This is a genomic window from Streptomyces sp. NPDC048506 (assembly GCF_040651315.1).
Taxonomy (GTDB): domain Bacteria; phylum Actinomycetota; class Actinomycetes; order Streptomycetales; family Streptomycetaceae; genus Streptomyces.
Genome location: NZ_JBEZIX010000009.1, coordinates 32,362 through 46,520, shown reverse-complemented (window position 1 = coordinate 46,520; position 14,159 = coordinate 32,362). Strand labels below are relative to the sequence as shown.

The following is a 14,159-nucleotide window of genomic DNA, read 5'->3' as shown; positions in this document are numbered from 1 at the left end:
CTGTGATCTTGGGACCCGTACGATGGCTGTAGGTGCGGGGCTGCCGGGAGAGATCGCCGATGACGGTGCCGCCGGGTGCTGAGCCCACCCTGTGGGAGCTGCACCGTGCCGTATCGCAGTTGCGTGAGGATCTGCGGGGCGACCTCGCCCAGTTGGCTGCCCGCCTGGACCAGGTGGTCACCGAGGATGTGTACCGGGCCGATCAGCGGGCGGTCGATCAGCGCATCAGTCAGATCGAGGCCGGCCTGGCTGGGCTGCGCGTCGAGCATGACCAGGCGACGGAGCGTGCCGAGCAGCAGCGCCGAGAGGATCAGACGCAGGCCGCGGCGACGCGTCGGCTGGTGATCTCGTCCTTCGTGGCCCCGCTGCTTCTCATGGCCTTGCAGTTGTGGATCGTCTCGCGCGGGGCGCCTCCGTAGGCAGTGGGCGGAGCAGTTTTATTTCAAGATCGGGCGCGGGGAGATATCGAGCGCCGACGTTGGCAACACCCCTGAGTCCTGACCGGCTCGTCGCGGCACTGCGCGCAGAAGGCGTGCGGGTCGTTGAGCGTCCCGGCTGGCGAACCCACAACCGAAATCACAAGGGCCCGTGGGGTCCTGTCCGTGGCGTGATGATCCACCACACGGTGACGTCCGGTACGAGCAACACCGTCAGCATGTGCGAGCGCGGATATGAGGGCCTCCCGGGGCCGCTGTGCCATGGCGTGATCGCCAAGGACGGCACGGTTCATCTGATCGGAAACGGCAGGGCGAACCATGCTGGTCGCGGCGACGGAGACGTTCTTGAGGCGGTGATCGCTGAGCGGGCACTGCCTGAGGCGAATCAGGCTGATACAGACGGCAACACGTCGTTCTACGGGTGGGAGTGCGAGAACCTCGGCGATGGCCGCGACCCGTGGCCGTCCGCGCAGGTCGATGCGATCGAACGTGTCTCTGCTGCGCTGTGCCGGGTGCACGGCTGGAGCGCGGCGAGCGTGATCGGGCACCGTGAGTGGCAGGCGGGGAAGGTCGACCCTAAGGGCTTCACGATGAGCTGGCTGCGCGGCCGGGTCACGGATCGCCTGAAGGGGCGCCCCACCGGAGGAACTCCCAGCGGGGACTCTTCGGGCGGCACCACGTACACGGTGAAGAGCGGCGAGACGCTCTCCGGGATCGGCAAGCGTTTCGGCATCAGTTGGCAGTCCATCGCCCAGGCCAATGGCATCACTGCGCCGTACGTCATCAAGATCGGGCAGCGGCTGAAGATTCCCGGCAAGAGCAGTGGGAAGACGTACGCGGCGCCGCCGTTCCCGGCCGGGCTCGCCCCGGGCCGTAACTCGCCCTCGGCCAAGCGACTCCAGCAAGCCCTCAAGGACACCGGATGGCTCGACCGGTCGGTGCCGCTGTCCGACAACTACGGCCCACAGACCCAGGACGCGGTCGCCGGCTTCAACCGCAAGCACAACCTGCACACCACCGGCCGCCCCAATGACCCGGCCATCGGTTGGCGCGGCTGGGACCTTCTGCACCAACTCGCCTACGGGAACTGAACTTGAGCACCTTCATCCATGTCCACAGCACCCGCCTCTACGGCATTGCCGCTGCGGCGCTCTCGCTGATCGCCTACTACGTCGAGGGGCTGCCGACTGGGCTGATCCTCGCCCTGGCAGCCGCGATGCTCGGCACCAGCGAAGCCGTGCAGCGCGTCGAAGACCGCAAGACCGTCAAGGCCCTTCACCAGGAACCGCCCCTGCCGACGCGAGTCTGAACTGAGGCGCTTGGGGTTGCGTGAGTAGCCCCCGGCCTCCTCCTGACGGTGGCATGATCGACGCTGTCTGGAGGAGGCTTTGCTGTGCACCCTGTAGTCCACCTCGTTGGCTGCGGCACACGACCGACCAGTGACCTGCCGGACTTCGCGGCCGGTCTTCATACCGACGGCTGGGACCCGTACATCATTCTCAGCCCTGTTGGTCGTCGGTTCCTTGGTGACAGGTCGGTGGTTGCTGCCCTTGGGGCCTGGCTCGCGAAGCAATAGTGACTACGCATGCCCCCTGGCCCGTCTGCTCCGAGCGTGGATTACAGGAGTGATATCACCGGCGAAATGGCGCATCACCGCCCATGCTGGCAGGTTGAGGACCCGCCATCGGCTCACGCGCACTCGGCCGGTCGCGGAGCCATGCGGCCTGACACCAAGGAGGCCGCGGCCACTCCGAGGAGGTCTGATGACGCCGCGCCTCGCCCTTCGCAAGTTGCCCTACGCGTTCAAGGCCGACGCCGACATCCAGGCTGTGGGGGCGGCGCGTCGAGTCGTGCGGAAGGTGGTGGAGAGTCTGCGCCTGGGATGGCAAGCGCCGTCGCTGGATGATCTAGAACTGCTCGCTGGGGAGTTGATCACCAATGCGGTAGTCCACACGGGGGCGCCCTGCGTGGTCTGTATCCGGTGGACTGGCCGAAGGATCCGCGTCGAGGTGACCGACACCGACACAAGGGACGCGGAGCTGAAAACCCCGCCGCCGAGCGACGAGCACGGTCGTGGCCTCCTTCTCGTTGATGTCCTGGCTGCGGCCTGGGGTAGCTACCGGGAACCAGCGGGCAAGACCACATGGTGCGAGTTGGCTGCGGCCGCTGCAGGCCCGGCATCCGGCGTCGATGCTCAGTCGACTGGCTGCCGGGACCGGAAGCATGCCGGAGCATCTGCGATTGGCTGACGGGGCTGTGGACCTTCCCCGCGCTCACGCCGCGTCCGTGTCCGAACCGACCTGGTGATGCTGCCCGTCTCCAACGGCACAGTGTCCGACCCCACGTCTACGCTGCAAGCCAACCAGTGATCAAGGAGGCAGGGCGTGCAGATCAAGCGTCACCAAGTGGGCGGGGAGGCGGTCTCGGCAGTACGTGACGACTTCGCGAGCCGGATCGGAGGGCGGGCGCATTCCATGTCGAAGGCCGGCCCGATAGCCACGTACGAATGGCAGTCGCTCGCCGAGGAGCTCCTTGACTACCTGGGCGCTCTGTCCGTCGAGTGGCCCGACCTCGACACCCCGGAGGCCAAGGCGGTCCTCAAGGACGCCACGGAAGCCGCGGCCGGCGCCGTCGCATACGCGGCGTACCACCCGCACAACTCCTTCGAGGTCATGCTCCTCAACTACGTGAACTTCGGGATCAGCTACGACCCCCGCGGCGAGGAGAGTCCCGCGGATCAGGTCACCCCGCAGGAATGGATCGACGCGTACTGCCTCGCGATCCTGTCCGACAAGGCGGCGTGGCATGGTGAGGCGTTCCACTTCGCCCGGGAGAAGTTCAGCAAGGACGCGGCGGGAAACACCTCCGTCGAGCTGATCAACGGGTTCCTGGCTCAGGTCGGCGGCGACATCGGTGACGACGACGAGGAGTACCCGCCGAGCGCGGAGGCCAGGCTCGGCGCGATCGACGCCGCGCTGGCCCGGATCCGGGTCCGAGCGGAGGAGACCGGCGAGAGCCTGCTCGGCCAGTCGCACACCGTGGCGCTGCGGACCCTGCGTGCTCTGGCCGCAGGGGATCGGGAGGCGTTCGACACGGGCCTGACCGACCTGCTTATTCCCCTCAGCGAACAGCGCGGCTCAACTGCCGGGCCGCGTAGCCTCCTCCCGCTCCTGCCGATCGCCCTGGCCGCGCTCGCGTACCGGGGCCCGGGCTGGGCTCCGGCGGTCGACACTGACTACCTACCGCGCGGCCTGGTCACCGGGTTCGAGACCCCCGGCCCACGGGTCGGCGCCCTGGGTCGCAACCGTCGTCGGGACGCGGTCGCTGCCTTGGCCGAAGGCCCCGTGGTCATCGAGCGGCCGATTCCACCCTTGGCCCTGCACCCGGAGAGCGAGGCCCTGTTCGAGAAGTACACCCGGGAGGCATTCACCGAGGTGGACGGTAAGCGCCCCGGCGTGTGGCAGCTCGCCAGTGCCCTGAGCAACCAGGAGATCCTCTTCAAGGTGCGCGCCTCGCACTCCGCCGATGTCACAGACGTCCAGATGGCGCATCTGCGCCTGGCCTCCCAGCTGGGGGCGGCCCTGTTCCGCATAGCCCTCGCCGAGCCTGGTACCGAGGCCGAGGTGAGCATCGACGGTCGTACGGTCGCCTACCCGGCTACCCGAGGCGAGCACGCGAGCGCCGGCCACTGGCAGACCGCCACGAACTTCGCGCTGGTCACCGGCGTACGCGAGGTCCTCGCCCCGCAGGTGCTCACCGGCCCGACCTACGCCCGCAAGGACGGCTCGGCTTTCGCCTCGTACCGCGAGGCCCTCCACGACTACCTCAGGGGTGAGGATCCCCTCCCGGCGACGGAGCGTGCCCTGCACGAGGTCGAGCGGGCCAAGGACTGGGGTTTCTTCCCGCCGCCCGTCGTTCTCTTCTCCCAGCTCGTCGAGGGCGATGAGGAGAGCTTCAACTTGGCCCTGGCCGACGCCCTCGAAGCCCACCGTGATCACTACCAGGTTGCCGACCGCGCGGACGACTGCGACGCAGCGGTCAACATCGACATCCTGGCGCTGACCTGCCACGCCCGCCGCAGGGGCTGGACGATCCGGGTCGAGTCCCCCTACTTGCCGCAGCGGTTGCTCCAGGCGGCCGAACCCTTCTAGCCAGCGTGGGGATCGGTGCGCCCTGGGTGGTTAGGCCAACGGGGAGTGCCGCCCACGGCCGCCGCGTTGTCGCCGATCCGGGGCGTGGCCACAGCGACGCCCCTGGAGTTCTCTCGATTCTTTCGGTTCAGGTGTCGAACTCGCCCAGCCAGGAACGGTCTAGGAGCCGGATGGGCAGGTATTCGGATTCGACCTCGATCGGGATTCCGGCGTCGTAGGCGAGGCATGCCATGGCCAATGGCCCCAGGGCGAGGTAGCCGGCGATGTCGTCGGAGTGGTCCTCCCGGCTCCAGTACGCCTTATGGAGTTCGAGCGCCTCCGCGAGCGCCTGGTTGAAGCCCTCGTGATCCTTGCGCATGAACTGGTAGAAGAGGTGGATTGGTGGATACAGGATGCACTGGAGGTGTTCGCGGGGCGCGATCGTCGCGATGTCCGGGTGGGACATTTCGATCGTGGCTGTCAGCTTTTCGGCGAGCCTCGGCTCCTCGCGCCAGTAGGTCTGGAGGCTGTCGACCCAGTGGTAGACGTACTCGTCGCCCTCTGCCCCGGACGCCCGCAGGAGATCGAGTGGCACCTGGCACATCGTGTCCATACGGGCCTGGTCACGGCAGATGATGACGAACCAGAGCGTGGTCAGCCAGTTCCCGGCGTTTGCGTAGAACTGTGGTCCCGTCGCCTGGATGGTGCGCATTTCATCCGTGATGCGTGACTCGATCGGTCGCTCGGCCGTCGCGGCGGCGAAGGCTGCTGTACCGACCTGCATCGCGGAGACCGTGGCCTGCCAGGTCGGCAGTAGGTTCCCCCGGGGGTTGAGCGCCTGGTGCACCTGCACTTGCAGAAGCGCCTCGTTCAGCGCCATGCCGAAGACGGCCGGCAACGCATCCAGGTTCCGGACACTGTCCTCGAGCTCTTCGGCCAGGTGCCCGACAACCTCTTCGTCGACCGAGGGGCTACCGTGCCGCGCCACCGTCACCCAGTTCACGCGAATCCTCCTCCAGGCTGTCGATCAACTGGCACGCGTTCTCATGGAGCGCGGCCAGCTCTCCACAGTGTTTCCCGGGAGAAGGGATGACGCGGCACGCTTGTGGTCATCTATACCTCAGGTCGGGGAATCGCCCCGCCAGGCGCTGTTGAATAGCTCGCTGGCCAGGTAGTCGGACTCGACCACCATGCCAGGTGCCTCACGTGGGGAACTCGCCGAGCCAACCGCGCTGCAGGTGGTGCTTGGGCAGGTACTCCGACTCGACCTCGACCGGGATCCCCTCGTCATAGGCGAGGCAGGCAATGGCGAGCGGGCCCAGAGCGATACGGCCTTCGGGGTCCGCAGTGCGGTCCTCGTCGGCAGTCCAGTACGCCTTGTGCAGCTCCAACGCCTCCAGCAAGGCCTGGTTGAAGCCCTGCTCATCTTTGGTGACGAAGCGGTGGAAGAGGTTGATTTGCGGGTAGAGCACGGCCTGCAGCAGAGCTCGAGGAGTGACCGAGACCGCGTCCGGGTGCGACGTCTCGATCGCAGCGATGAGCTTGTCAACCAGCCCCGGCCGCTGCAACCAGTACGTCTGCAGGACGTCCACCCAGTGGTAGATGTACTCGTCGTAGGCGCCCTCGGGCGAACGGAGGCGGTCGAGCGGGATCTCGCACAGCTCTGTCATTCGTTTCTGGTCCCGGCAGACGACCGCCAGCCAGAATGACGTCAGCCAGTTACCCGCGTCAGCGAACGAACTCGGGCCGAGCTTCGGGATATTGCGCAGCTCCCGGTTGACACGGCACTCGACGGTGCCCTCGTTCACTCCCGACGCAGCGAACATTGCCGAGCCCAGCTGCATCGCGTTGACGACCGCCTCCCACGTTTCCAGCTCCGCCGCTCGCGGATCGACGGTGCAGCGGGCCTGCAGGTACAGAAGAGCGGTATTGAAAGTAGAGTCGATCATCTCCGAGGACTGCTCGAGTTCGTCGATGTCTTCCGTCAGGTCCTGGCCCAGCTCCTGCGCCCACTCCGCAGCATTGGGGCCTGGCGCACCATGCCGGGCAACAGTAACGGTCACGGTGTGACCTGTGCGGAGCCGAGTATTTCCTTCGACACCGATTCAATGAACGCGGCAGCCTCGATCTCTGTGATCTTGACATGGTCGACTTCGTTGTGACCGAGGTCGTACAGCTTGAGGTACTCGGTCCGCTCCCAGCGGAGATGCCGGGTGAAGGCTTCGTCATATGTCTGGCCCTCGTCGATTCGACGCCGGACGATTCCGCGCGGGTTGTGCCGAGCGTAGCCCTCGCTGACCTTCGCGTAGTAGGTGATCTGACCTTCCGCATCGAGCGCGTCGAGTGTGGCTGGGACGAGTGTGAGGAAGGGCGTGACGGACGCGTTGCTCTCCACGTTGCCGAGCCGGATCATCACGCCGTTGAGGTCGAGATACTCCTCCAGGAAGTATCCGCCGCCCCGTTCGTACATGAGGAGGAGCGGTTCATAGGGGTCCGGCAAATCGGCAGGCAGGTCGTCACGGGTGTCGCGGAGGGCCGCCCACCGGATAGCGGCTCGGCAGGTCCGCTTCAGTGAAGTCGAGGCGAGCCCGGCCAGGATTTCTTCCACTTCGGCGGCGACGTCGGGGGGTGTCTGGAGCTCGGCATCGACGTGCTCCGCGATGTCGAAGAACGGCCAGGACTGCTCCGCCCCATAAGTACGCGCCCATAGAGCTGCTCGTCGCAAATATTCGCGCATGAGCAGAGCACGCGAGTTGGCGTGATCGGATGCCGCGGCATCGTCGGCCCAGTCGATGGCACGCAGTCGTTCCAACACCGTGCGTGGAGAGTTCTCGGTCACTTCAGGTTCACCCCCTTGGCAATGGACGTCATCGGGTCGATGGCCCTCCCGACTTGCCGGCGAACGACAGCACCGTGGCCACCGCGCACGCCTTACCCGCACTCGACAGCCCTGGCGCCACCAGCATGGTGGCCGCGCCTCCCTGACGTACGTGGGGCAGGTGATGACGTCGGGGGGCCGTCACATGCCACGCTCGCCCTGCCAGTTGTCCGCTACCCCGAGCGGGGCAACTTGCTGGCCGCTTACCCGGCGTCTCAGTGCCGACCGGAGTACTCCTGCAGCATGTCGAGCGAGTCGATGTCGTGCAGCTCGGACACTCCGTGGGACCCAGCCACTTCCCGGAGCGCGTCCAGAGGCGGCACCCCCGCCTGACGCGCCTTCGCGAAGTGCAGCAGCCATGGGATGCCCTCCTCAAAGGCGGCCTCGCCGGCCGCGGTCCGCGGCTCATAGCCCGCCGCGTCTTCGGCCGTGCCGACCCAGAGGTAGCCCATCACCTGGTCTCGGCTCAGTACCTTCGCGTACCGGACGGGGCCGTCGGTCCAGCTCTCGTAGCCCTGCTCCGGATATCCGTCCGGCAGTAGCCTCATCAGCTTCTGCCAGCGCGCCGGGACTTCGAACGTCCCCCACGAGTCGTCATAGTCGGCGCCCTCTTCGGACAGGTCCTCAAAACCCGTTGCCGTGGGGTGGGCGTGCCGGGTGGGATCACCGGGATCGGGCGCGCTTCCGAGAACCTCGGACATTCCCCGTAGGGCCGCTGCAAGACGAGGCGCATTCTCTGCGTGCACTGCGGGCTGCGCGCGCTCGCGTAGGTCGAGTGTCAGCCATGCGTCCGAGAACGTCGACAAGGTGACCAGGCCTCCGCCCTCACCCCACACGTCCAAGCCCAACGAGAACAGCTTCTCGGCCCGGTGGCTGGTGCCTGATTCGAACCAGACCCCGGGAACATCGCTCTGCACAGACAGTAGGCGCCCTGCGACCAGCCCGACGCGGTCCACCGCAGCCGCCTCGCCAGCTGGGGAGGCGCCCTGCCAGCTGAGCAGCGGCTGCGCGACGGCATCGCGAGGAGCCAGGGAAATCGTCGTCCGCCCCCATCCCGCCGCGATCTCCTGGTGAGCCATCTGTGCATGAACGGCGGTGAAAAGATCCAAGGCGTTCGCGGCACCGCGCTGGTCGGAGACGTCCACCGTGACGTCCCAGAACCATTCGCCCACAGGCTCAGTAGTGATCACAGCATGTCCTTAGGGTCTGTCTTCGCTCCAGGAGGTACCACCAGCGAGCCGTCATCGAGCCTGATGACGAACGTCGTCCCGGCGCCAAGGCCGTTTCCGTTGCGACCGGCTCGGTGAACGTCCATGAGCGCCTGGAAGGAGCCGTTCTCCATCCACTGGGCGACGCTGCCTTGGCCGTCCACAAGCATGATGCGGTGGTCGACGTCGGACTTGGCCAGTTGGCCGAGGTACTTCCCACGCATGATCTCACCCACCGGGTCGAGAGGTTCGTTCAGGCGCTTCATTTGGTACCCGTACACCTCGCCGTTGTCGGCACGCACATGCACGTCGATATCTCCGCCAGCCGCGTTCTTCACCTCAAAGTTCATCGACTCGGCAGGCACCCCGCTCTTGCACAGGTCGTCGGCGAAGATGATCTGGTCGACGCCAGGCTCGACCATTCCGATCTTTCTCGACCCCAGACTCGACACCACCTGGGAGAAATCCCCACTGCGGTTGAACCGCCCGGAAGCAATGATGTCGGCCACCGCGTGGCCGCGCGGATTCTCGGCCAGGCGGGAGAGCGCCAGTTCGAGAACATTCGGCTTGGGACGCGTGGCACCTGGGAGTCCCTTGATCGCTTCGCGCAGACGCTGCTCCAGCTCGCCGCCGCGCTCCATAGGCATCATCGACTCGGAAGCCCCGCCGGGGACGTGCTCAGCAGGTGCTTGCAAGCCTTCGTCGCCCAGGCCGGTCTGACCGGCTCCGCCGCTGCCCGAGCTGCCGCCGCTCCCGGAGTGGACGTCGGACGAGCTCGGCCCATCATGGCTGCCGGACTGTCCGCCGTGATCACCCTGGTGCGGGACCCCCTGCCCGTCGCCGGAGCTGTGTTCGGGCCCGGTTGGCGTAGCGTCCGAGGCGTGTGCCCCACCCGAGGGGGATGGTTCGGTGTGACTGTTGGTGGGCATGTGATTGCCCGCGTTGCCGCGTGGAGCGCCGTCGTCACCGGCGCGGCCCATGGGGGTGTTGTCGCCTGGCTTGGTGCTGCCGTGGCCTGCGTTGTCGCCGGCGCGGGCCGGGTCGGAGATCTCCGAGCCAACGCGTGTGAAATCGTCGCCCCGTCCACCGACGCCGGCCGGGACCCGCTGCTCCTGGTGAGCCGGGGTCTCGATTCGTGGGTGCTCCGCGCCCGTGGCGGGTGGGGCGGGGTTGTCCTTGGGGGCGTCCTCGGCGCGTTGGAAGAGGCTGCCGTCCTCGTTGTAGAGGTCGCCTCTGCCGCTCATGTACTTGCCGGTGGCCGGGTCCTTCACCGTGTTCGATGGGAGGTCAACCGTGCCTTCGGGCAGCTTGATTCTGCCGTTCGGGAGTTTGGTCGCCCCTTCCGGAACGGCGGCACCCTCGGGCAGCTGGATCGTGCCGTCCGGCATCTTGGCGGCGCCCTCAGGGAGGCTGTAGGCGCCGTCGGAGATCTTCGGGGCCTCGACGTGGCCGAGGCCCTTGAGGTGGGCCATCACGTCGCCGACCTTCGACAGGCCCGCACCCGCGCCCTTGATGACGTAGGTCATCGGGTCGACGGCGCTGCCCACCTTGCTGACGACGGACAGGCCCTTGGCCAACGCGCCAGCCTTGCCCGCGCCCTCCACGGCGGCACCGCCACCGCGGGTGAAGACGGCGGTCACGACGTTGAAGGTGACCGCGCCGGCGGCCCGGGAGCCGTTCGATTCCCACTGGTCCCAGGCCACAAGAGCCTTGCCGGTATCCAGCACCGCGGTACGCGAATCCCGCAGCCAGGAGGGGAGCATCTTCCCCGGCAGCATCCAGTAGGTCTGTCCCACAATGGGCAGGGCAGTGATCGTAAAGGCGGTGGAGAGCTTGGCCAGACCGGTCCACGCCGCACCGGCGGCTTCCGAGCCGTGCCCGCCGAACAGGGTGTAGATGCCGTCGATGGTGCCCCCCACACCGTCGACGATGAAGCCCTTGCCGAATTCGTAGGCGTGCTCCCACACCTGCCAGGCGGGAATGGATTCCTCGACCGCCTCGCCCCAGGGCAGGCTTTTGGATGCTTTGAGGGCTTCGGCGTCGTAGCCGTACCCGTTTTTGTGGGAGGCGTCGATCGTGTGGAGCGCGTGGCCGTGTACGAGTGCGACGATCTTGGCGTGGCAGTCGCGTTCGGCTTCCTGGAACGCGGCCCAGACCTCGGCGATCTTGTTGCGGCGGTTGAGGTTCTCCTCGACCAGGTCGCCGTCCTCGCTCCAATCGTCTTCGGCGGCCTCCTTGTCGCGGAAATTGGCGGCTTCCTTCTTGAGCTGCTCCAGCCGGTGGATCAGTGGCCTGATCTCACCGGCGTAGGTGCCCAGAGCCTTGGCGATGACGTGCATGTCGTGACTGAGGTCGTGTGCCGTGCGCTCCACCGGTTTGGTGACGCCGAACAGCTGCTCCGCCTCGGGCGCCTTGTAGAAGGCGGCCAGTCCGCCGAAGGACTTGTGGACGTCCGCGCCAGCGGTTTGGACCTTGGAGCCGCCACGGGACAGCGCCTTCGTCTTGGCTTCCAGAACGTGCAGATCGCCAGTGAAGACCGGTACATCGGCCGGGTCGACCGGTCCGCCGCTCACTTCTTCTTCCCCCCGAAGTCCTTGAGAGCATCCAGCTGCACGTGACGGGCGGCGTTCTGGGCGTTCTTGGCCGCTTCCAGGTCGCCTTGGACGTATTCATTGGTGGCTTTGGCAGCCCCCAGGACGGCGGCCTGGCAGCGATCGGCCATCTTCTGCATGGCAGGCTTGCGCTTCGTCACGTACTCGGCCAGTGCCGCGGCGACCGGCCCCGTCCGTTTCTGCGGCAACAGGTCGGGGGCCACCGGTCCCAGCGGCTTGCCCGCCGGCGTCATCGGCCCGCGCATGGGCGTCATGGCCTGCGTGCCCGGCACGGCTGTACCTGCCGCCTGAGCTGCCTCCTGGATGTCAGAGAGCAGCGTGTTGAGGGCTTTCCCCAGATCTTCGGCATGCGTGCCGACGACCTTCAACTGGCCCTGCACTCCCTGTGGCTGAATATCCCATGACGCCATGAACGCCCCCCTGTGTACACATTTCTTGCACCGGCGTCGCGACCCGCGCGGCGCCATCCCCCCACGGCCGGCAACCCATCCGCGCACTCGGAAGGATTGCCTTATCTGTCGATGTTCTGAGGCCGGCTCAGCCGATGTTGTCGACCGCGGCCTTCGCGCGTGCGAGCGTCTGGTGCGCGGTGCCGTCGTTCTTCTCCAGCGTTGTCTTCAGCAGCTGGATGATGCTCCTGACCTCTTGCGAGGCGCGATTCCAGCGCAGTTCCTTGCCGTGGTACTCCTCCGCGACACCATCCGCCGCGAAGTCCGCCATCGCCGCCTTCACCTGTGCATCGCGCGCTGCGATCACCTGCTCCAGGCGGGCGATCACCGCCTGGATGTTGCCCTGCGCCTCTGCGGACGCACCCGAGTCGTACGAACGACGGTCCATGCCAGCAGCCATCACAATCACTCCCCCTGAGAATCTGAGTTCATCTGTCGCAATCGGGCTGTCAGCGGCCCGAGAAGCGGGCCGCGTCGAAGTTCGCCGCCGACATCTGCGACCGAGCGTTGTCGGCCTGCTCCTGGTCACCCGAGCCGAATGCCGACTCCATGCCCGATTGACCGCCGACAATCGCGGCCAGCGCACTGTTCAACGCTGCCGTGATCTCGTCCGCGCGCGACTTGAACGAGTCGAATGCCGCCTTGCCCGACCCGTTGAACTTGCCCTCCAACGGCTGTGCTGCTTGCACGAGCTGGCGGATCAACGTCCCCAGCTCCGTACCTGACCCCTGCGACTTCGACCTCAGGGTCGAGAGCGTCTGCGCTCCCATGTCGAACTTCATCGGTCCCCCCGACCAGACTTGACGATCGTATGTACGGTCATGCCTATCAACTGCGAAGTCCTTGGTGCAATCCGCAATCCCGATGCTATGACCAAGGTGTGACAACGGCTCAAAACAGCAGCCCACCCGCCTACGCATGCCTGCAACGTGATCGGTAGGAGGTCCACGTGAAGGTCTAGCCGGTCCATGTGTTCTCACTCGCCTTTCAGATGCCGCACCAGGCGCTCGAAGTCCTGCCAGCCCGACAGGTCCGACGGGTCACCCGGCAGCGGGTAGTACATCGCAGGGCGGGTTTTCGGGCCGAGGGGGACGGGCGGCTGGGACAGGGGCGTGTTCCGGGCGCGGTCGCCGGGTATCTGGCGGACCTCGTCCGCGCCGAGTACGAAGGCGAGTGGGACACCGGGGCCCTCGAAGCGGGGCGGCACCGCCAGGTCCCGGCGGGCCTTGCGGATCTGGACGAGCATCGACAGGAGGCGGTGGCGGGTGGCGAGCACCTCTGCGGCCCGGGGCAGGGAGTCCACCGGCGGCTTCTCGTCGGGGCCGTAGCCGAACATCAGCGTGACGTACTCCTCGACGCCTGCCTTCGTCCGGTTGATGCGCACCGTGGCCAGGCCGGGCCGGTCCGGGCTGCCGACCACGACGAACCAGGTCGGCTCGGGTGCCCTCTCGTAGGCGAGGTCGGTCATCTGGCGCGGTGACCAGGGAAGGTTGGCGGGCTCCGCGGTTCCCCACCCAGCTGGGGGCTCGCCGGTGAGTTCGCGCCATATCGACTCCAGCGCGCCGCCGAGGACCAGACGTTCGTCCGCGGGGCGGATCGTGCGGAAGGTGATGGCCAGCTGCTGTTCGCCGGTGTCCGTGACCTCCTGGTAGGAGGCGGCTACCGGGGTGCGGGGGTCGTCAGCGGTCGCGTCGGCCGACGCGACCGGTGCGAACATGCCGTCCTGCCAGCGCAGGACGGCTCCGGACTGTCCGTCGTAGTAGCCGTCCCGCTCGTCGCGCACGACCCAGCGTGAGGGCCAGTTATTGAGGCTTGCGCGTACGGCCGGGGAGAGCGTGGTTCCTGGCGGGGTGACGACCTGGAGACCCAGCTCGGCGTCAGCGGCGGTCTGGAACGCGTCCTGGAGCCAGGCTGTCATGGCGATAACCGGGCGGTCCTGGATGACGACGGCGACCTTGTCGGTGAGGACATCGACGGCGGGCTGCGCGGCGGCGGGCGCGGGTGCAACGCTTACACCGTCGGTCTTCACCACAGTCAGGGACTGCGCGGCCTCAGGCGGCCACGCGGAACCGTCGGCCAAAGCGGCCAGCCGGGCCGCGAAGGTACCCGCCAGCCGCTCGGCTTCTTCCACACCGGTGGTCGCGCGGGCCTCTGTCCACCAGTACGGAAGCGGCGGCGGGGTGGCCCCGAGCAGCCGCTCGGCTTCACCCGCGACCTGCACGAGCAGCGGTGCCTCGACGGAGACGAGCGGTCGGCCCTCCTCGTCGCACAGTCGCACGACGGCGCCCTCGCCCGCCGTGTCCACCAGCTTGTCGGGGCCTCCGGAGAGCAGGCCCGCGAGCATGGCCCACGGGTCGGGCATGCGCTGGGTCAGGGCAATGACGTCCTTGGTCATGTGGTCGTCCGGTCCTTCATCGTTCGGGGCATCGATGCCGTACGTGGCGT

The 14,159-nt window shown here is 67.1% G+C and carries 14 protein-coding genes and 1 pseudogene; 6 read left to right on the top strand and 9 right to left on the bottom strand.

Annotation, left to right across the window (positions count from 1 at the left end; translation table 11 throughout):
• The first annotated feature begins 59 nt into the window (after nucleotides 1-59).
• From AB0C96_RS09305 to AB0C96_RS09280, 6 genes and pseudogenes are all read left to right on the top strand, one after another.
• Nucleotides 60-419 (top strand): hypothetical protein, encoded by a 360-nt coding sequence (locus AB0C96_RS09305; RefSeq protein ID WP_362915314.1) that lies wholly within the window; start codon nucleotides 60-62, stop codon nucleotides 417-419.
• 59 nt (nucleotides 420-478) lie between these two features.
• A pseudogene (locus AB0C96_RS09300) lies at nucleotides 479-1,081 on the top strand (N-acetylmuramoyl-L-alanine amidase); the annotation flags it as partial.
• Nucleotides 1,082-1,123: 42 nt separating this feature from the next.
• The gene (locus AB0C96_RS09295; protein WP_362915592.1) at nucleotides 1,124-1,528 is read left to right on the top strand and encodes a LysM peptidoglycan-binding domain-containing protein; all 405 of its coding nucleotides are present in this window, start codon (nucleotides 1,124-1,126) and stop codon (nucleotides 1,526-1,528) included.
• 2 nt (nucleotides 1,529-1,530) lie between these two features.
• A complete protein-coding gene (locus AB0C96_RS09290) occupies nucleotides 1,531-1,746 on the top strand; it encodes a hypothetical protein (RefSeq protein WP_362915312.1) in 216 nt (71 codons plus the stop codon).
• A 454-nt stretch (nucleotides 1,747-2,200) separates the two neighbouring features.
• Nucleotides 2,201-2,686, top strand: coding sequence for an ATP-binding protein (locus AB0C96_RS09285; RefSeq protein WP_362915310.1), 486 nt, complete (start codon nucleotides 2,201-2,203; stop codon nucleotides 2,684-2,686).
• A 135-nt stretch (nucleotides 2,687-2,821) separates the two neighbouring features.
• On the top strand, nucleotides 2,822-4,588 hold the full coding sequence (locus AB0C96_RS09280; RefSeq protein WP_362915308.1) for an Imm49 family immunity protein: 1,767 nt from the start codon (nucleotides 2,822-2,824) through the stop codon (nucleotides 4,586-4,588).
• Between the two features lie 127 nt (nucleotides 4,589-4,715).
• Here the strand turns inward: AB0C96_RS09280 and AB0C96_RS09275 are convergent, their stop codons facing one another.
• From AB0C96_RS09275 to AB0C96_RS09235, 9 genes are all read right to left on the bottom strand, one after another.
• Complete coding sequence (locus AB0C96_RS09275) at nucleotides 4,716-5,570, bottom strand: immunity 49 family protein (RefSeq protein WP_362915306.1); 855 nt, start codon at nucleotides 5,568-5,570, stop codon at nucleotides 4,716-4,718.
• Nucleotides 5,571-5,769: 199 nt separating this feature from the next.
• A complete protein-coding gene (locus AB0C96_RS09270) occupies nucleotides 5,770-6,630 on the bottom strand; it encodes an immunity 49 family protein (RefSeq protein ID WP_362915304.1) in 861 nt (286 codons plus the stop codon).
• On the bottom strand, nucleotides 6,627-7,406 hold the full coding sequence (locus AB0C96_RS09265; RefSeq protein ID WP_362915302.1) for a hypothetical protein: 780 nt from the start codon (nucleotides 7,404-7,406) through the stop codon (nucleotides 6,627-6,629). The genes AB0C96_RS09270 and AB0C96_RS09265 overlap by 4 nt, the downstream gene beginning before the upstream one ends.
• Before the next feature lie 254 nt (nucleotides 7,407-7,660).
• Nucleotides 7,661-8,635, bottom strand: a complete 975-nt coding sequence (locus AB0C96_RS09260) for a hypothetical protein (RefSeq protein WP_362915300.1) — start codon at nucleotides 8,633-8,635, stop codon at nucleotides 7,661-7,663.
• Nucleotides 8,632-11,226 (bottom strand): hypothetical protein, encoded by a 2,595-nt coding sequence (locus AB0C96_RS09255; protein WP_362915298.1) that lies wholly within the window; start codon nucleotides 11,224-11,226, stop codon nucleotides 8,632-8,634. The genes AB0C96_RS09260 and AB0C96_RS09255 overlap by 4 nt, the downstream gene beginning before the upstream one ends.
• The gene (locus AB0C96_RS09250) at nucleotides 11,223-11,675 is read right to left on the bottom strand and encodes a DUF6507 family protein (RefSeq protein ID WP_362915296.1); all 453 of its coding nucleotides are present in this window, start codon (nucleotides 11,673-11,675) and stop codon (nucleotides 11,223-11,225) included. Before AB0C96_RS09250 ends, AB0C96_RS09255 begins: the two co-directional genes overlap by 4 nt.
• 127 nt (nucleotides 11,676-11,802) lie before the next feature.
• Nucleotides 11,803-12,114, bottom strand: coding sequence for a pore-forming ESAT-6 family protein (locus AB0C96_RS09245; RefSeq protein ID WP_362915294.1), 312 nt, complete (start codon nucleotides 12,112-12,114; stop codon nucleotides 11,803-11,805).
• A 49-nt stretch (nucleotides 12,115-12,163) separates the two neighbouring features.
• Nucleotides 12,164-12,496, bottom strand: a complete 333-nt coding sequence (locus tag AB0C96_RS09240) for a hypothetical protein (protein ID WP_362915292.1) — start codon at nucleotides 12,494-12,496, stop codon at nucleotides 12,164-12,166.
• 194 nt (nucleotides 12,497-12,690) lie between these two features.
• Nucleotides 12,691-14,109, bottom strand: a complete 1,419-nt coding sequence (locus AB0C96_RS09235) for a DUF6177 family protein (protein WP_362915290.1) — start codon at nucleotides 14,107-14,109, stop codon at nucleotides 12,691-12,693.
• Nucleotides 14,110-14,159 lie beyond the last annotated feature (50 nt).

What these genes read in the sequence shown, in the direction of transcription:
- AB0C96_RS09240 (WP_362915292.1), bottom strand. Translation starts at nt 12,496, where the DNA reads ATGAAGTTCGACATGGGAGCGCAGACGCTCTCGACCCTGAGGTCGAAG.
- AB0C96_RS09245 (WP_362915294.1), bottom strand. Translation starts at nt 12,114, where the DNA reads ATGGCTGCTGGCATGGACCGTCGTTCGTACGACTCGGGTGCGTCCGCA.
- AB0C96_RS09235 (WP_362915290.1), bottom strand. Translation starts at nt 14,109, where the DNA reads ATGACCAAGGACGTCATTGCCCTGACCCAGCGCATGCCCGACCCGTGG.
- AB0C96_RS09250 (WP_362915296.1), bottom strand. Translation starts at nt 11,675, where the DNA reads ATGGCGTCATGGGATATTCAGCCACAGGGAGTGCAGGGCCAGTTGAAG.
- AB0C96_RS09285 (WP_362915310.1), top strand. Translation starts at nt 2,201, where the DNA reads ATGACGCCGCGCCTCGCCCTTCGCAAGTTGCCCTACGCGTTCAAGGCC.
- AB0C96_RS09305 (WP_362915314.1), top strand. Translation starts at nt 60, where the DNA reads ATGACGGTGCCGCCGGGTGCTGAGCCCACCCTGTGGGAGCTGCACCGT.